Consider the following 16588-nt stretch of genomic DNA (forward strand, 5'->3'; position numbering starts at 1 on the left):
ATTATAAATTACTCCATCAATTTGTTCTTTTGTTATATCTTCAAACTCTTCATTTGATTCAATAATTGCTAAAACTTTTGAATCAAACATATAATTATCTGCTGTGTTTTGAATATTTTTAGCTAATTGTTTATCACAGATTATATATTTTGCTTCCAAAGCGTTTGCATAAATAGCTTCTTTTAAATCTTTTATAATAACAGCATATGATAAATCATTTTTAAAACAATAATCAACTAAATTTTGTGTATATTCAAAAACTATCATTGTATTTGCTTTAGTTTTTACTAGTTCTTCGATTGTAGAAACTTTTATTAATGTTTCATATGGAATATTTTTGTCACCTATTAATATCATTATATTTCCCTTAACTAGCTATTTAAGCACTCTTTTGAGCAAAAATATTTGCCATTACTTAAAATACCCTCTTTTTTAGAAACATAAGTTCCACAACTTGGGCATTCAACCATAACATCTTCAATGTTCTCTTTTTTCTTATTAGTTTTTATAACACCCTCTCTATCTTTTTTAAAAAAAATTATATAAACTAAAAATAAAACTACTAAAACTGCTAATATTTTAAATATCATTATTTACCTTCATGTGTTGATTGTTTTTGCAAATATAGATAATTTCTCTCTTTTCTATTTACTATTTTACAATTATCTAATTTTGCTTTTTTCATCTCATCTTCTAGCATACTACCTTTATAAAAAAGAAAACTACAATTATCTTTAGAGATATTTTTTGTTAAATCTAGTAATAAACTAGTATTAGTTACTGCTCTAGATGTTATTAAATCAACTTTAATATCTTTTACTTCTTCTACTCTTTTACAAATAACTTCCACATTTTGTAAACCTAGACTATTTTTAACAAAGTTTAAAAAAGCAACTCTTTTTATCCTTGGTTCTATTAAGTAGCACTTTATATTTGGTTTTGAAATTGCAAGTAAAAGTCCAGGATACCCTGCCCCTGTTCCAATATCAGCAAAACTTTTAAAATCATTTATAAAAGATAAAGGATAGACAGAATCAATTATATTTTCAATTATATCATTTTCATGTAAACTTCCACTAAGATTATGAACTTTACCCCATTTTTGAAGAAGTTTAATAAATTCATCGCATCTTTCATAAAACTTATCATCAAATTCTAAATTATTACTTTTTAAACTATTTTTTAAATTATTCATCTTATAAAAGGTGCCCCATCTTATCTTTTTTTGTATTTAAATAGTATTCATTATATTTATTTACTTTTGTAATTGAAGGAATTCTTTCTATTAATTCAATATTTAAAGATTTTACATAATCGATTTTTTTTGGATTATTTGTAATTAGTTTTAATTTACTTATTTTTAAATCATCAAAAATATATTTTATAACTTTATAATCTCTTTCATCTTCTTTAAATCCAAGTTCTAAATTTGCTTCAATTGTATTTCTTCCTTGATCTTGCAAAGCATAGGCATTAACTTTATTTAACAAGCCTATATTTCGTCCTTCTTGCCGGTGATAAATTATCAAACCACCCTCTTTTGATATGAATTTTAGTGCCAATTCAAGTTGATTTTGACAGTCACATTTTAAACTTCCCAATGTATCTCCTGTAAGACATTCTGAATGAATTCTTACATATGGAGCTTCTATTTGTTCAAAATCCAATGACATAATTGCTAAATGCTCTTGATTATTATCTTTATAAGCTTTTATTCTAAATTTTCCATATTTTGTAGGTAGGTTAGCAGTATTTGATTGTTGTATATTCATTCGCCTTTAAACCTTATAGTGATAAAATAACCAAAATTATAACAAATACCAAATTAAAAAGAACCTTTTATAAAAAATAATTTAAATTCTTTTTATTTTGGTAAAATTAAAGGTACAAAATGTTTAAAAGATTTAGAAGAACAAGAATAAATGAAAATTTAAGAAATATGCTACAAGAAACAACTCTTTCTAAAAATGACTTTATGTATCCCCTTTTTGTAAAAGAGGGTTCTAATATAAAAAAAGAAGTTGAATCAATGCCAGGTGTATTTCAAATGAGTATTGATGAAATAATTAAAGAGTGTGAGTATATCTATTCTATTGGATTAAAATCAATTATGTTATTTGGTATTCCTGATGTTAAAGACTCAGTAGGAAGTGAATGCCTTTGTGAAGAAAGCATTATTGCAAGAACAATCAAAGCCATTAAACAAAAAGTTCCAGATATGTTTATTGCTACTGATTTATGCTTTTGTGAATACACTGATCATGGGCATTGTGGAATACTAGATCCAAAAACAAAAACAGTTGATAATGATAAAACATTAGAACTTTCTGCACAACAAGCTTTAGTTCATGCAAAAGCAGGTGCAAATATGATTGCGCCAAGTGGTATGATGGATGGTATTATTGAAGTTTTAAGAACAACATTAGACTCAAATGGATTTGAAAACCTTCCAATTATGGCTTATTCTACTAAATTTGCAAGTGCATATTATGGACCTTTTAGAGATGTAGCTGAATCAACTCCTTCTTTTGGAGATAGAAGAACATATCAAATGAACTCTGCAAATAGATTAGAAGCTATTGAAGAATCACTTGAAGATGAAAAACAAGGCGCAGATATTTTAATGGTTAAGCCAGCACTTGCTTTTATGGATGTAATAAGAGATATAAGAAATAGCTCAAATTTACCGCTTTGTGCATATAATGTAAGTGGAGAGTATGCAATGCTTAAACATGCAGGAAATGCTGGTTTAGTTGATTATGAAAAAGTTATGATTGAAACATTAATAGGCTTTAAAAGAGCAGGCGCTAATATGATAATTACATATCATGCAAAAGAGGCTTGTGAATTTTTAAATAAGAATTAATATGTCTAAAAACACTTATCAAGAGGCAATAGAAAATAGTAATATTGTATCAAAAACAGATATTGATGGAATAATTACTTTTGTGAATGATGAGTTTTGTAATATATTTGGATATTCAAAAAAGGAATTATTAGGGAAAAATCACAATATTGTAAGACACCCTGATATTCCTAGTGAACACTTTAAAAATCTTTGGGAAACAATAAAATTTAATAAAAAAACTTATAAATCTACAGTTAAAAACTTAACAAAAGAAGGAAGAAGTGTTTACTTAAATACTACAATTACACCTATTCTTGACAAAGATGGAAATATCAAAGAGTTTATTGCAATTCGTTATGATGTAACACAAGAAGTTGAATTAAAGAAAAACTTAGAAAAAAAAGATAAAGAGTTAAAACTTTTAAATAAAACTTTGGAAATGAGAGTTCAAGAACAAACAAAACAGCTAAAAGAGTTAAATCAGACTTTAGAACAAAGAGTAAAAAGCGAAATTGAGAAAAACAAGCAAAAACAAAAAATCCTTTTTTGGCAATCAAGAATGGCAAGCTTAGGACAAATGTTAGCAAATATTGCACATCAATGGAGACAACCTTTAACAGAGCTAAACCTTGCACTTTTTAATGTAAAAAAATCTGCTTCTAATCAAGAGTTTGATGAACTTGAAAAATATTATAAAGATAGCAAAGAGATTATTGCAAATATGTCTCAAACTATAGATGATTTTTCAAACTTTTTCAATCCAAATAAAGAAAAACAAAAATTTAATTTAAAAAATTCAATTGATGAGAGTTTAAATATAACAAGAAAACTTATTCAAAAGGAAAATATCAATATAAAAAAAGAGTATATTGATTTAGAAGTTTTTGGAGTATCAAATGAATTTTCACAAGTTATTATTAATTTTTTACAAAACTCTGCACATGAGTTTAACAAGAAAAATATTGAAAATAAAGAGATAATCATAACTATAAAGCAAGTCACTATTGAGTCACAAGAGTTTGCACAAGTTACTTTTAGTGACAATGCAAGGGGAGTTGATGAAAATACTTTAGATAAGATATTTGAGCCTTACTTTACAACAAAACATCAAAGCAATGGAACAGGACTTGGTCTTTTTATGTCTAAACTAATCATTGAAAAAAGTTTAAATGGAACAATGTTTGCAAAAAATAGTAACAAAGGACTCCTATTTACAATTAATATTCCACTTTAAAATTATTTATTTTTTATTTGACACCTTTATGCTACCTTATAATAGTAAAATTAGACTATACAAAGGAGGCTGTAATGAAAACTACAGTTTTGTTATTTTTAATGAGTTTATTTATTTTTGTAGGTTGTAGTCAAGATATATCAAAATTTAAAAAAGACGATTGCATAAAAAAAGGTTATGGATATAAAAAAGAGAAAGTATTAAATTATAGAACAGGAAAATATGAATTAAGAACTATTTGTATTAAAAAGTAAGATTTTTAATCTTACTTTTTAAGAGTTATTACAATATCGCTTAATTTTGCTAAATCTATAATTGAAAGTCTTAATGTTCTCCTAACTAGTTCAGAAATTGAAATATTTTTTTCTACTAATATTTGTGCTGCTTTTTCATAATTTCTTTCGTTTCTTATTGATTTTATAACTTCTGCAACACCAGAAGCTATTTCAATAGATCTTTGAGTGTCTTGTGCGTTCATAATAAATTACTCTCTTAATTCATTAAGTCTTTTAAGTAAATACTCTAATTCTGCCCTTTTTTCAATTTTTTCATCAACTTTTTCTTCTAAAAAGTCAACTACATTTTGATGTAGTTTTAATTTATTTAGTTTATTAATATTTGTTATTCCTCCAGGATTTAAAACATTTACTTCTAATATCTTATCCCCAATCATATCTAAGCCTACAAAAAATAGTCCATCTGCTAATAAGCTTGTTCCAACTTTTCTACAAACCTTTTTTTGACTATCTGTTAACTCATATTTATGTGCACTTCCTCCTGCTTGAATGTTAGCTCTTATTTCTCCGTCTGCTGGTTTTCTATTATATGCTCCAATAAACTTTCCATTTAACATTAAAACTCGAACATCACCATTTTCTGCTCCTTTTATATACTCTTGTAAAATAACATATTTTTCACCTGATTTATCTATATAAAAGTCTAATAATGAGTTAATATTTGACTTTGCATTTTTTTCTAATACAATTACACCTTTACCACCTGAACCATCTAATGGTTTTAGAATAAATTTTTCATCAGGAGACTCTTCAATAATCTTATTTATATATTTTTTACTTCCAGAAACATGAGTTACTGGTAAAAAAGTATTATTTGGATCATGAAAAGTTGTTGTATATAACTTATTATTTGCTTTTCTTATACCATCAACATCATTTATTATTACTGTTTCATCTTTAATTGCATCTAAAAAATTCAGAACCAATGGATTAATAGGTGGATCTTTTCTTAGCATAATACAATCAAAAGCATGCAAAGCTGTTAATCTTTTCTCAAACTCAACTTTTTTATAAAATGATACAATATTTTCTGGAATTTTTGGTATATCTTTAATTGTTTGTATAAAACCATGAACTATATTATTTCTTACTGTTAAATTATTTGTATAAAGTACTGAAACCTTATGACCTCTTTTGAGGCACTCTTTTATGATTAGTAACGTAGAACTTTTTAAAGGTTCAATATTATCCCAATGCTCAATAATAAAACCTACGTGCATAATATCCTCTTTATGTAAAATTAATACTATATTATATTCTTTTTTCTATAACTATTATATAAAAGTTTGCTTAATTGATTTAAGCTTCTATTATATGGCAATTTTTTCATATAATTTATACTTATTATTTTACTTTTACCTCACTTTTAAAAAAAAATTCTATAATTTTAATTTAATTACTAATTAACCTAGGAGATATCTGTGCCAAAGAATGTACTAAAAGAGTTCAAAGTTTTACTAGTAGAGGATGAATCAAACATTGCAAAGCTATTAAAAGATGCCATTGGAGATTATTTTTTTAGCTTCACTTTAGCAAAAAATGGGCAAGAAGGTTTAGAAAAAATGAAAACTATTAAACCTGATATAATTATTACAGATATTATGATGCCCAAACTTGATGGATTAGCTATGACTGAAAAAATCAAACAAATTGATGAGTCAATTCCAGTAATTGTATTAAGTGCATTTTCAGAAAAAGAGAAACTTCTAAATGCAATTGATATTGGAATTACAAAATATTTTATAAAACCATTTGATCCAGATGAAGTATTAGAGTATCTTGTATCATTAGCTATAAAACTTGATAAAAAAAGAGTTTTTAAACTATCTGAAGATTTGTATTTTGATAGAAATAAAAATAATTTATTTGATAAAAATGATAAAATCATAAATTTAACTAAAAGAGAAAAAGATTTTTTATATTTACTAATAAAAAATCATCCAAATAGTGTTTCAGTTGAAAAAATAAAAAAAACTTTATGGGAAAAAGAAGAAGCTACTGATGAGAGATTAAGAACTTTTATAAAAAGAATTAGAGCAAAAACCTCTAAAACTTTAATCAAAAATATTTCAGGACAAGGGTATTTAATTTCTCCAGATAATATTTAAGTTTTTACTTAATAAATCTTTATTTAAAACTTTTTTAGATTCTTTAAGATTTGCAAAATTTTCTACATTTAAAAAATTTTGTATATAAAGGCTATTTTTGTAGCCTTTGCTTATTAAAGTATCAACTATTTTATTTATATCATTTTCATCTAACAACTCTTCATGTAAAGTTGTTCTTACTTCAAAATCAAAGTTTTTTTCAATTAAAAACTCTAATGTATCAAGAAATTTATTATATTGATTTGTTTTAGTAATATCTTGAAATTTCTCTTTTGTTGCTTTAAAATCTAAAGCTATATAATCAATATAATTTTTATCAATTAAAGTTTTAATTAACTTTGTATTCAATCCATTTGTATCAAGCTTTATTTTAAATCCCATTGCTTTGATTTTTTTGCAAATAGGTTCTAAATTATGCATTGTAGCTTCACCACCACTTAATACAACAGCATCTAAAAGCCCTATTCTTTTTTCTAAAAAAGTAAATAAATCTTTAATTTCATAATTTCCATCTTTTGATAAAACAATATTACTATTATAACAATATTGACATCTCATATTGCATGATATAAACCATACAATACAAGATAAATTGTCTTTATAATCTAAAGTCGTAAATCGTGTAATATCATATATTATTTTTTTCGATAAATTTAACTCTTTGTTTATGTTCACCTTTTTTTCCTATATTAAAACTCTCTACTGGTCTATGATATCCCATAACTCTAGTATAAACTACACATTTCGTTCTTTCACCTTCTAAGTGTTTTGGTATTTTGTAACTTTCCATTCTTCTAACTCCTTTTTTAAAATTTCTTCATCACATTTTGGACAATATTCGTACTCTCCACTTATATATCCATGAGTAGGACAAACAGAGAAAAGTGGAGTAACTGTAATATATGGTAAAGTATAATTTGAGATTACACTTTTAATTAGTTTCCTACAAGCCTCTGTTGAACTTACTCTTTCTCTCATATATAAGTGAAGTACAGTACCACCTGTATACTTACCTTGTAAATCATCTTGTAAATCTAGTGCTTCATAAATATCATCTGTAAAGTCTGCTGGAAGCTGAGATGAGTTTGTATAATAGATATTTTTATCAAATCCAGCTTGTACAATATCTTTAAATCTTTTTTTATCTTCTTTTGCAAATCTATATGTAGTACCTTCTGCTGGTGTTGCTTCAAGATTATATAAATTTCCAGTCTCTTCTTGAAACTCAACCATTCTTTCTCTCATATGATCTAGTATCTCATGGGCAAACTCTATTCCAACATTAGTTGAAATATCTTCTTTTAAATCAAAAAAGTTTTTAATCATTTCATTTATACCATTAATACCTATAGTTGAAAAATGATTATTAAAATGATGCAAATACCTTTTTGTATAAGGGAATAATCCTCTATCATAAAGTGTTTGAATAAACTCTCTTTTTTTCTCTAAAGTTGATTTTGCAAGTTGCATTAACTCATCAAGTCTTTCAAATAACGCAGTTTTATCATTTTTGAAAATATAACCAAGTCTTGCCATATTAATTGTAACAACCCCAATACTTCCAGTCATTTCTGCACTACCAAAAAGACCACCACCTCTTTTAAGAAGTTCTCTTAAATCAAGTTGTAATCTACAACACATGCTTCTTACATGACCTGGTTTATAAGCTTTTTCATTTGGAATTAGGTTTCCATTCTCATCTTTTATATATTGACTTCCGATAAAATTTTGAAAATATGAAGAACCAATTTTTGCACTATTTTCAAATAATATATCTGTATTCTCACCATACCAATCAAAATCTTCTGTAATATTTACTGTAGGAATTGGAAAAGTAAAAGGTTGACCTGTTTTATCACCTTCTGTCATCACTTCATAAAATGCTTTATTTATCATATTCATCTGTTTTTGGAAATCTTTATAAGTTAAATTTTCAAAACTTGAATACCCTTTTTCTTTAATAACTTCTAATAACTCTTCATCTTGAAAATTTTTAAATAGATGTTCTTGTCTTTTTGTTGGTATTTGATCTTTTAAATCCTCAGGTACAGTCCAATCAATAGTAACATTTGTAAAAGGACTTTGTCCCCATCGTGCTGGAACATTAAGATTATAAATAAAACTTCTAATATTTTTCTTTACTTCCAAATAAGATAACTTATCTTTAAAAACATATGGAGCTAAATAAGTATCAAAAGAAGAGAAAGCTTGAGCTCCAGCCCATTCACTTTGTAATATTCCTAAAAAGTTTGCCATTTGACCTAATGCTTCTCTAAAATGATTAGGAGCACTACTTTCAACTCTTCCTCTTACACCATTAAACCCTTCATCTAATAATACTCTTAAACTCCAACCAGCACAATACCCACTTAAACAATCTAAATCATGTATATGATAATCAGCATTTCTATGAGCATAGCCCTCTTCTTTTGAATAAACTTTATCTAGCCAATAATTTGCAATCACTTTTCCTGCACTATTATTAATCAAACCAGCATGAGAATACCCAGTGTTTGAGTTGGCATTAATTCTCCAATCAGTTTTATTAATATACTCTTGAATTGTTTGTGTACAATTAATATAAGTTGTATCTTTATCTAATCCTAATACATGCTCTCTTTGCATTTTATGCATATGTCTATAAAGCATGAAAGACTTCATTACTTCAAAATATCTTGCTTTATATAGTTCTTTTTCAATAAAATCTTGTATATCTTCAACTGCAATTACTCTTTTTTGTTCTAAAAGTTCCAATACATTAAAGAAAATTGTTTTATCATATTTTGTATTTACGCTTTTAAAAGCTTTTTTTATTACATCTTCAATTTTAAAACTTTGAAACTCCTTGGTTGTTCCATCTCTTTTTAGTACTTCTTTTATCATTTCTATTCCTTTTGAGTATGTGGAATTTTAAGACAGTATCTCTTAAATAGCAATAACATCAAAAGTCACTAAAATGTTATTTTAAGGGCTCTGTAGCGTTTTTATAGTACTTTAACAGAAGCTTTTTGCTAAAAGATTTTAATGTTTAAATTTAATTAAGAAACAAATAAAGACAACTTATATATAATATTTGCTTTACAATAAAAAAGGTAAATAGTATGAGACATTTTTTAACATTAACAGATTATACAAAAGAAGAAATTCTAGAAATTCTAGATCTTGCTAAAAAAATAAAATTAGAAACAAAAAATAGAGTTTTTAAAGATTATATGCCAAAACAAACTCTTGGAATGATTTTTGAAAAAAGTAGTACAAGAACAAGGGTTAGTTTTGAAACGGGTATTTATCAATTAGGTGGAATTGGTCTATTTTTATCATCAAATGATATTCAATTAGGTAGAGGTGAACCTATGAGTGATACTAGTAGAGTTATTTCAAGAATGGTAGATATGGTTATGATTAGAACATTTGAGCAAAGCAAATTAGAAGAGTTTGCAAAATACTCTAAAGTTCCTGTAATCAATGGACTAACAAATGAATTTCATCCTGTTCAATTAATGGCTGATTATATGACTATTCAAGAAGCAGGTTTAGATAAAGATTTGATTGTTGCGTATATTGGTGATGGTAATAATATGGCTCATTCATGGTTAAATATGGCTGCAAAATTAGGCTTTGAATTAAGAATTGCAACACCAAAGGGTTATGAAGTAGATAATGAAATTTTAGAAAATGCTTTAAATGAAGCTAAAAACTCTGGTGCAAAAATAGTTATTTCAAATGATCCAAAAGAAGCAGTAAAAGGTTCAACTGTTGTTACTACTGATACTTGGGTATCAATGGGACAAGAGGACGAAAAAGAGAAAAGAGTTAAAGATTTTGATGGATATATTGTGGATGATACTATGATGAATTTAGCCCATAAAAAAGCAATATTCCTTCACTGTTTACCAGCTTATAGAGGTTATGAAGTAAGTCAAGAGGTAATTGAAGGTCCACAAAGTCTAATTTTCCAAGAAGCAGAAAACAGACTACATGCACAAAAAGGTGTAATGGTTTGGCTAGACAAACAAAGAGACAAATAATATGATAGATTTTAAAAAATTTGAAAAGTATTCAAGACCTGGGCCAAGATATACTTCATATCCAACGGCACCAGAGTTTAGTGAAGAGTTTACTCACCAAGATTTAACAAAGTTTTACAAGAACCAAGATGATAATAGAAACTTATCTTTATATATACATCTTCCTTTTTGTAGAAGTGCCTGTTATTTTTGTGGATGTAATGTAATTTTTACATCTAAAGAGGATAAAAAAGTAAGATATATTGAATATCTTAAAAAAGAACTTGAAATATTAAAAAAACATTTAAATACTTCAAGAGTTGTAACACAAATGCATTTTGGAGGTGGAACTCCTACATTTTTCTCTCCAGAACAATTAAGAGAAGTTATCTCTATGCTTAAACAAACATTTACAAACTTTAGTGATAATGCAGAAATTTCATGTGAAGTTGATCCAAGGTTTTTTACAAAAGAGCATATGGATATATTAAAAGATGGTGGATTTAATAGATTAAGCTTTGGGGTTCAAGATATAGATCCACAAGTACAAAAAACAATACATAGAGTTCAACCATATGAAACTACACAAGAAGTAATGAAAATAGCAAGAGATGCAGGAATTAAATCAATAAATATTGATTTAATTTATGGACTTCCTCATCAAACTGCTAAATCATTTCATAATACAATAGAACAAGTAATAAAGTTAAATCCTGATAGATTAGCAGTATTTAATTATGCTCATGTACCTTGGCTTATGAAAACTATGAGAAAATTTGATGAATCAACATTTGCACCTGCAAGTGAAAAGTTAGTTATTTTAAAAGATACAATTGACTTTTTTACAAATAATGGATACAAAATGGTAGGAATGGATCACTTTGCAAAACCAGAAGATGAACTATTTAAAGCAATACAAAAAGGTGAATTACATAGAAATTTCCAAGGTTATACAACTAAAGGTGGAGCTGATTTAATAGGAATTGGTCTTACATCTATTGGTAATGGTGTTGATTATTATGCACAAAATTACAAAGATTTAAAATCATATGAACAGGCCTTAGATGAAGGTATTTTACCTACATTTAAAGGATATAAGTTAAGTAAAGATGATGAGATTAGACAGTTTGTAATTATGGAACTTATGAGTAATTTTTCATTAAATATTCCAAGAGTTGAAAAAAACTTTAATATTGATTTTAAAGAGTATTTTAAAAATGATCTTCCTCAACTTGATGAGTTTATTCAAGCAGAACTTTTATCTATAAATGACGAAAAGATTCAAGTATCTCCTACAGGAACAATGCTTATTAGAAATATTTGTATGCCGTTTGATGCATATCTTAAAAAAATACCTGAAAATAAAAGAAGATTCTCTAAGACTATTTAATAGTCTTAGAAATCTAAATTTCAAAGCTATACTTAATCCTTAATTCATCAAATATTAACATTTTTTTTAGTATATTAATCTCTTTTATATAATAATAATTTTTTAAAATAAAAGGTTTATAAAAAGTGGATAAATTTGATTATACAACAATAAGTGATGATTGCGTAAAGTGTGGTAAATGTAAACCTGTATGTACAATTTTTAATATCAACCAAGATGAAACTACTAGTCCTAGGGGGTTTATTGATTTATTAGGTGCTTACAAAAGAGATGAGTTGGAACTAGATAGAAATGCAAAAGATATATTTGAAAGCTGTTTTTTGTGTACTAACTGTGTTGAGGTTTGTCCAAATGATCTTCCAACAGATATGATAATAGAACAAGTAAGAAGCGATATTGCAAAAAAATATGGTATAACATGGTATAAAAAACTATTCTTCTTTCTTTTAAGACATAGAAAAACTATGGACTTTCTTTCTAAACTTGGATGGATGTTTCAAACATGTGCATTAAAACTTGATGAAAAAAAACAGTCAGCACTTCCTAGATTCTCTTTACCTATTGTAAAAAAAGATAGAGCCTTACCTTTTGCAGATAGTAAAAGTTTTTTGAAAAAATACCCAGAAAACATCTATGCAAAAAATAAAAAAATTGAAGAGGGTAAAAAGAATAGAGTTGCTATTTTTATTGGTTGTATGAGTAATTATACATATACAAATACAGGGGATTCATTAGTTAAGATATTAAAAAAACTTGATTTAGATATTTTCATACCTAAAAAACAGCTTTGCTGTGGAGCACCTGCTTATTTTACAGGTGATTTTGATACAGTAGATTATCTTGTAAAGAAAAATATTGAATATTTTGAAACATGGATTGATGAAGTTGATGCAATAGTTATTCCAGAAGCTACATGTAGTGCAATGATAAATCAAGATTGGGAGCACTATTTACATGATCAACCCCAATGGAAAGAAAGAGCAAAGAAAATTGCAAAAAAAGTATATATGGCAACAAAATGGCTTGAAAACAATACAAAATTAAATGAATTACTTCAAAACTCAAATAAACAGTTTGATAAGCTTGTTACTTACCATGATCCTTGCCATGCTAAAAAGATGCAAGGAGTATGGAAAGAGCCTAGAAACTTACTTTCTAAAAATTATCAAATTAAAGAGATGAGTGATTCAAATAGATGCTGTGGTTTTGGTGGTGTGACTATGCAAACAGAAAAGTATGAGTTTGCAAAAGCTGCTGGTCTTCCAAAAGCTGCAATGATAAAAGAGACACAAGCTCAAATAGTAAGTGCAGAGTGTTCTGCATGTAGAATGCAACTTACAAATGCTCTACATTTAGGAAAAGTTGATGAAGTTGAATTTAAAAACCCAATTGAATTAATAGCAGAGGCATTAGATTAATTTATGGAACAATGGCAAAATATCTATTCAAATTTTGATCCAATAGCATTTAGCATAGGTGATATTTCTGTACATTGGTATGGAATAATGTATGCATTAGCTTTATTAAGTGCTATAGTAGTTGCAAAATGGTTTATAAATCATGATAAAATACCCATAAATCAAGATATATTTGATTCATATATTTGGTGGGCTGAAATAGGTGTAATATTAGGGGCTAGATTAGGATATATAATTTTTTATGATCCAAATACTACATACTATTTAACTCACCCTTGGCAAATATTTAATCCATTTATAAATGGTGAATTCACAGGTATTTCAGGAATGAGTTATCATGGTGCAGTTATTGGTTTTATTTTAGCTTCATATCTTTTTTGTAAAAAAAACAAAGTATCTTTTTTCTTCTTAGCTGATATTGCAGTGCTTGGAGTTTCAGCAGGATATGTCTTTGGACGAATAGGAAACTTCTTTAATCAAGAATTAGTAGGAAGAACTACTGATGTACCTTGGGCAATATATGTTGATGGGGTATTAAGACACCCATCACAACTTTATGAAGCAGTTTTAGAAGGTATTGTAATTTTTATAATATTAGTAAGTATTAGAAAATATAAATCATTTGATGGACAATTAGCCTTGCTTTATGGAGTTTTATACTCACTTGCAAGAATAATTGCAGAAATATTTAGACAACCAGATATACAATTAGGTTTTTTATATAGTAACTGGCTAACAATGGGTATGCTTCAGTCTGGTTTTTTTGCCCTACTTTGTATGATTATATATTTTTTAAAAAAGAAAAATAAGCTTATTTCTTAGAAGCTTTTTTTTCTTCTTCTTTCTTCTTATCATCTTCATAAGACTTAATAACATCATTTAAATCATCGATTTTATGTCTATACTCTTCAATATACTCTTGATATACTTTTATTGATTCTTGAGCTTTAGCTAACTTCTCTTTTAAACTTTCATTTAGTTTTTTAAATCTTTCATATCTTTCATAACTAACTCTTGTAGTATCTCGCATTTTTGATAATTTTTGTAAGAAATCATCATGATCTTTTTCAGCTTTTTTATTCGCATCAGAAACTTTATGTTCTAAATTTAAAATTCTACCCTTATCATCATTTATTCTAGAACGAAGAGTTTTAATCTCCCTTTGTAGTTCACTAACAAATGATGTAATACTCATCTCTTTTGCTTCTAAAGCCTCTTTTAGCATATCATTATATCTACTTTCCAACTCTTGCTCAAATTTAACTTTTTGACTTTTTTGTTGCAAAATATATCTTTTTAAAGTCTGTTTCTCTTCTTCATCTTGTGTTACTAAAAATCTACTTGAAACATATTTTTTTATATTACCAGCTTCATCTAAAATAGGAAAAATAGTAGCTTTTACATAATATGAACTACCATCTTTAGCTTTATTTTTTATTTTACTTTTCCAAACTTTTCCTGCTTTTATAGTATCCCAAAGATTTTTGAAGATTTTTGAAGAGTTATCAGGATGTCTTACTATATTATGTGGTTGTCCTAAAAGTTCCTCTTTTGTATAACCAGACACTTCACAAAAGATATCATTTGCATAAGTAATTACTCCATCAGGATCAGTTTCACTAACTAAATTTTCCTTATCTAAAATATCTTTATATAATTCTAATTCTCTTTTTTGAACTAATATGAGTTTTTTATTGTAGTTTTCTTCAATTATTTGATTTAAGATTTTAATAGTGGTTATATTTTTTATGGGTTTTAATATATAATTTGATATTTTTAAACATATAACTTTTTCTAAAACTTCTGTATTAGAGTTTTTTGTACTTAATACAATAGGAGTATCAGATGAATCAGTTCTAATTTCAGTTAATAATTCTAATCCATCTTGATTAGGAAGATCCAAATCAGTTAAAATAATATCAATTTTTCTTTTTTCTTTTTTATAAAGTTCTAGTGCTTCTTGTTTACTTGAAGATGTTAAAACCTCTTTAAAATATGATTTGAAAAACAGTGAAACTTCATTGAGTATTTCTTTATCATCTTCTATAAATAAAAGAGTACTTTCTTTTAATAGCTCCAACTCCAAAGAGTCTTCAATTTTCTTTTCTATAGCCATAGTTTATTGCTAATTCATCAATTTTATTTTTAAGAAGGTCTAGTCTCCAACCATGTCTATTAGCAAACTTTTCAATCTCTTTTTCTCTTTCATCATGATTACAAAAAACAAAAATTCTCTTTAAAAAGGGTTTTGGCACTTGTATAGAAATAAGCTGAAAATAATTCTCTTTACAACTTCTAGAGCAAAAAGCTTTACTCATAGCAATTTTTTTCTTACAAAATGGACAGTGTGACATCAATTTCCTTTAATAATTAATTTATAAAGTTTTGCATTTGTTACATCTTGAAGGAATTTTGGATCTACATCATGAAGAGCAATTATTTCAACTTCTTTGTTGTCCATTAACCATCCTTTTCCAGTGTCAATTATTTTTTCATCCTGGAAAAGTTTGATCAGTTCTTCTTTTGAAAGTATTTTTTCTTCCATATATTTTACTCAAAATTACTTTTGATTCTCCTCTAAAACATAACCTTTATTAGAATGGTTTCTGATTATTTCATAGTAAGTTTTTTGTCTAATTTTATTTACTATATTTCTCATAGTATAAATAGACATATTTTTACCTTTCCATACTACATCTTTTATAGTATCATAATCAGTAATCTCACCTCTTTTTTCAATTAGTAATTTTAAGAATGATTTTTCTAATCTAGTGAAATCTATTAAAACTCCACCTGGTTTAAAAAATTGATCTCTATACTCATCAAAATAGATTCCATTTTGAAACTCTATTTTATCACCTCTTTTAGTTTGATTTAGACACATAATAATTGCAAGTTTTACATCTTTTGCTCTTAAAGGCTTTGATATAAAAGTATAAGCACTACAATTTATTGCAGTAAGAATATCATTATTATTCTCTTCATCAGAAATTATGATTTTTGGTAAATTCGAAGCTTTATTTGATATTTCAGTACAAATTTCATCAAATGTATAATCTTTTACATTTGTATCAATTATTACTAAATCATAACTGTTTGAAACAGCTAGTTCAAGTGCTTCTAATGAACCATTAACTAGTTTTAACTCTTTAAAGTAATCATCAAATTCATTTTCAATAGTTACTTTAACATTGTCATCGTTACTTATAATAAGTAGTTTTGCATTGTATAATTTTCTTATATTTTTTTCAGTTTTTAACATCTTTAACTCTTTGATATTAATTTTT

At 26.5% G+C, this 16588-nt stretch carries 21 protein-coding genes; 8 read left to right on the top strand and 13 right to left on the bottom strand.

Annotation, left to right across the window (positions count from 1 at the left end):
• The 4 genes from ACTCCZ_RS08165 to ribA form a co-directional block, all read right to left on the bottom strand.
• Positions 1–357 (bottom strand): hypothetical protein (locus ACTCCZ_RS08165; RefSeq protein WP_463187251.1); only part of this gene is annotated, 357 nt, incomplete at its 3' end.
• Positions 358–371: 14 nt separating this feature from the next.
• On the bottom strand, positions 372–590 hold the full coding sequence (locus ACTCCZ_RS08170; protein ID WP_079579170.1) for a PP0621 family protein: 219 nt from the start codon (positions 588–590) through the stop codon (positions 372–374).
• Positions 590–1195, bottom strand: a complete 606-nt coding sequence (gene rsmG, locus ACTCCZ_RS08175) for a 16S rRNA (guanine(527)-N(7))-methyltransferase RsmG (RefSeq protein WP_079579168.1) — start codon at positions 1193–1195, stop codon at positions 590–592. Before rsmG ends, ACTCCZ_RS08170 begins: the two co-directional genes overlap by 1 nt.
• 1 nt (position 1196) lies before the next feature.
• Positions 1197–1772, bottom strand: a complete 576-nt coding sequence (gene ribA / locus ACTCCZ_RS08180; RefSeq protein WP_079579166.1) for a GTP cyclohydrolase II — start codon at positions 1770–1772, stop codon at positions 1197–1199.
• Positions 1773–1891: 119 nt separating this feature from the next.
• Between ribA and hemB the strand changes: the two genes are divergently transcribed.
• From hemB to ACTCCZ_RS08195, 3 genes are all read left to right on the top strand, one after another.
• Positions 1892–2866: a porphobilinogen synthase gene (gene hemB / locus ACTCCZ_RS08185; protein ID WP_079579164.1), complete on the top strand. Its 975-nt coding sequence runs from the start codon at positions 1892–1894 to the stop codon at positions 2864–2866.
• 1 nt (position 2867) lies between these two features.
• Complete coding sequence (locus ACTCCZ_RS08190; protein WP_079579162.1) at positions 2868–4082, top strand: PAS domain-containing sensor histidine kinase; 1215 nt, start codon at positions 2868–2870, stop codon at positions 4080–4082.
• A 74-nt stretch (positions 4083–4156) separates the two neighbouring features.
• On the top strand, positions 4157–4336 hold the full coding sequence (locus ACTCCZ_RS08195; RefSeq protein ID WP_079579160.1) for a hypothetical protein: 180 nt from the start codon (positions 4157–4159) through the stop codon (positions 4334–4336).
• Between the two features lie 11 nt (positions 4337–4347).
• Here ACTCCZ_RS08195 and ACTCCZ_RS08200 read toward each other — a convergent pair whose 3' ends face one another.
• Both ACTCCZ_RS08200 and gshB read right to left on the bottom strand, forming a co-directional pair.
• Positions 4348–4560, bottom strand: coding sequence for a hypothetical protein (locus ACTCCZ_RS08200; RefSeq protein ID WP_079579158.1), 213 nt, complete (start codon positions 4558–4560; stop codon positions 4348–4350).
• A 6-nt stretch (positions 4561–4566) separates the two neighbouring features.
• Positions 4567–5598 carry a glutathione synthase gene (gene gshB / locus ACTCCZ_RS08205; RefSeq protein WP_079579156.1) on the bottom strand — a complete coding sequence of 344 codons (1032 nt, stop codon included), beginning with the start codon at positions 5596–5598 and terminating at the stop codon, positions 4567–4569.
• Positions 5599–5799: 201 nt separating this feature from the next.
• On the opposite strand from gshB, the gene ACTCCZ_RS08210 reads away from it, so the two are divergent.
• The gene (locus tag ACTCCZ_RS08210; protein WP_079579154.1) at positions 5800–6486 is read left to right on the top strand and encodes a response regulator transcription factor; all 687 of its coding nucleotides are present in this window, start codon (positions 5800–5802) and stop codon (positions 6484–6486) included.
• On the opposite strand, the gene ACTCCZ_RS08215 is transcribed toward ACTCCZ_RS08210, so the two are convergent.
• Genes ACTCCZ_RS08215 through ACTCCZ_RS08225 form a run of 3 tightly spaced genes read right to left on the bottom strand, consistent with a single transcriptional unit; the run spans position 6463 to position 9369 of the window.
• Complete coding sequence (locus ACTCCZ_RS08215; protein WP_079579152.1) at positions 6463–7161, bottom strand: anaerobic ribonucleoside-triphosphate reductase activating protein; 699 nt, start codon at positions 7159–7161, stop codon at positions 6463–6465. The two genes, ACTCCZ_RS08210 and ACTCCZ_RS08215, sit on opposite strands and share 24 nt — an antisense overlap.
• Entirely contained in the window at positions 7115–7276 is a 162-nt protein-coding gene (gene nrdD, locus ACTCCZ_RS08220) for an anaerobic ribonucleoside-triphosphate reductase (RefSeq protein ID WP_119184371.1), read from the bottom strand. Before nrdD ends, ACTCCZ_RS08215 begins: the two co-directional genes overlap by 47 nt.
• Complete coding sequence (locus ACTCCZ_RS08225) at positions 7246–9369, bottom strand: ribonucleoside triphosphate reductase (protein WP_079579150.1); 2124 nt, start codon at positions 9367–9369, stop codon at positions 7246–7248. Before ACTCCZ_RS08225 ends, nrdD begins: the two co-directional genes overlap by 31 nt.
• 218 nt (positions 9370–9587) lie before the next feature.
• Between ACTCCZ_RS08225 and argF the strand changes: the two genes are divergently transcribed.
• The 4 genes from argF to lgt all read left to right on the top strand — a co-directional run bounded on the left by argF (position 9588) and on the right by lgt (position 14123).
• Positions 9588–10514 (top strand): ornithine carbamoyltransferase, encoded by a 927-nt coding sequence (gene argF, locus ACTCCZ_RS08230; protein WP_079579148.1) that lies wholly within the window; start codon positions 9588–9590, stop codon positions 10512–10514.
• 1 nt (position 10515) lies between these two features.
• The gene (gene hemN, locus ACTCCZ_RS08235; protein WP_079579146.1) at positions 10516–11883 is read left to right on the top strand and encodes an oxygen-independent coproporphyrinogen III oxidase; all 1368 of its coding nucleotides are present in this window, start codon (positions 10516–10518) and stop codon (positions 11881–11883) included.
• A gap of 125 nt (positions 11884–12008) precedes the next feature.
• Positions 12009–13301 carry a (Fe-S)-binding protein gene (locus ACTCCZ_RS08240; RefSeq protein ID WP_079579144.1) on the top strand — a complete coding sequence of 431 codons (1293 nt, stop codon included), beginning with the start codon at positions 12009–12011 and terminating at the stop codon, positions 13299–13301.
• Positions 13302–13304: 3 nt separating this feature from the next.
• Entirely contained in the window at positions 13305–14123 is an 819-nt protein-coding gene (gene lgt, locus ACTCCZ_RS08245) for a prolipoprotein diacylglyceryl transferase (RefSeq protein WP_079579142.1), read from the top strand.
• Here the strand turns inward: lgt and ACTCCZ_RS08250 are convergent.
• Genes ACTCCZ_RS08250 through ACTCCZ_RS08265 form a run of 4 tightly spaced genes read right to left on the bottom strand, consistent with a single transcriptional unit; the run spans position 14113 to position 16563 of the window.
• On the bottom strand, positions 14113–15417 hold the full coding sequence (locus ACTCCZ_RS08250; protein ID WP_079579140.1) for a response regulator: 1305 nt from the start codon (positions 15415–15417) through the stop codon (positions 14113–14115). The genes lgt and ACTCCZ_RS08250 overlap by 11 nt on opposite strands.
• Positions 15395–15655 carry a DUF2116 family Zn-ribbon domain-containing protein gene (locus ACTCCZ_RS08255; RefSeq protein ID WP_079579138.1) on the bottom strand — a complete coding sequence of 87 codons (261 nt, stop codon included), beginning with the start codon at positions 15653–15655 and terminating at the stop codon, positions 15395–15397. Before ACTCCZ_RS08255 ends, ACTCCZ_RS08250 begins: the two co-directional genes overlap by 23 nt.
• Positions 15655–15846 carry a hypothetical protein gene (locus tag ACTCCZ_RS08260; protein ID WP_079579136.1) on the bottom strand — a complete coding sequence of 64 codons (192 nt, stop codon included), beginning with the start codon at positions 15844–15846 and terminating at the stop codon, positions 15655–15657. Before ACTCCZ_RS08260 ends, ACTCCZ_RS08255 begins: the two co-directional genes overlap by 1 nt.
• A 15-nt stretch (positions 15847–15861) precedes the next feature.
• The gene (locus ACTCCZ_RS08265; RefSeq protein WP_079579134.1) at positions 15862–16563 is read right to left on the bottom strand and encodes a response regulator transcription factor; all 702 of its coding nucleotides are present in this window, start codon (positions 16561–16563) and stop codon (positions 15862–15864) included.
• Positions 16564–16588: the final 25 nt, after the last annotated feature.

The sequence above is a fragment of the Malaciobacter sp. genome, assembly GCF_055140965.1.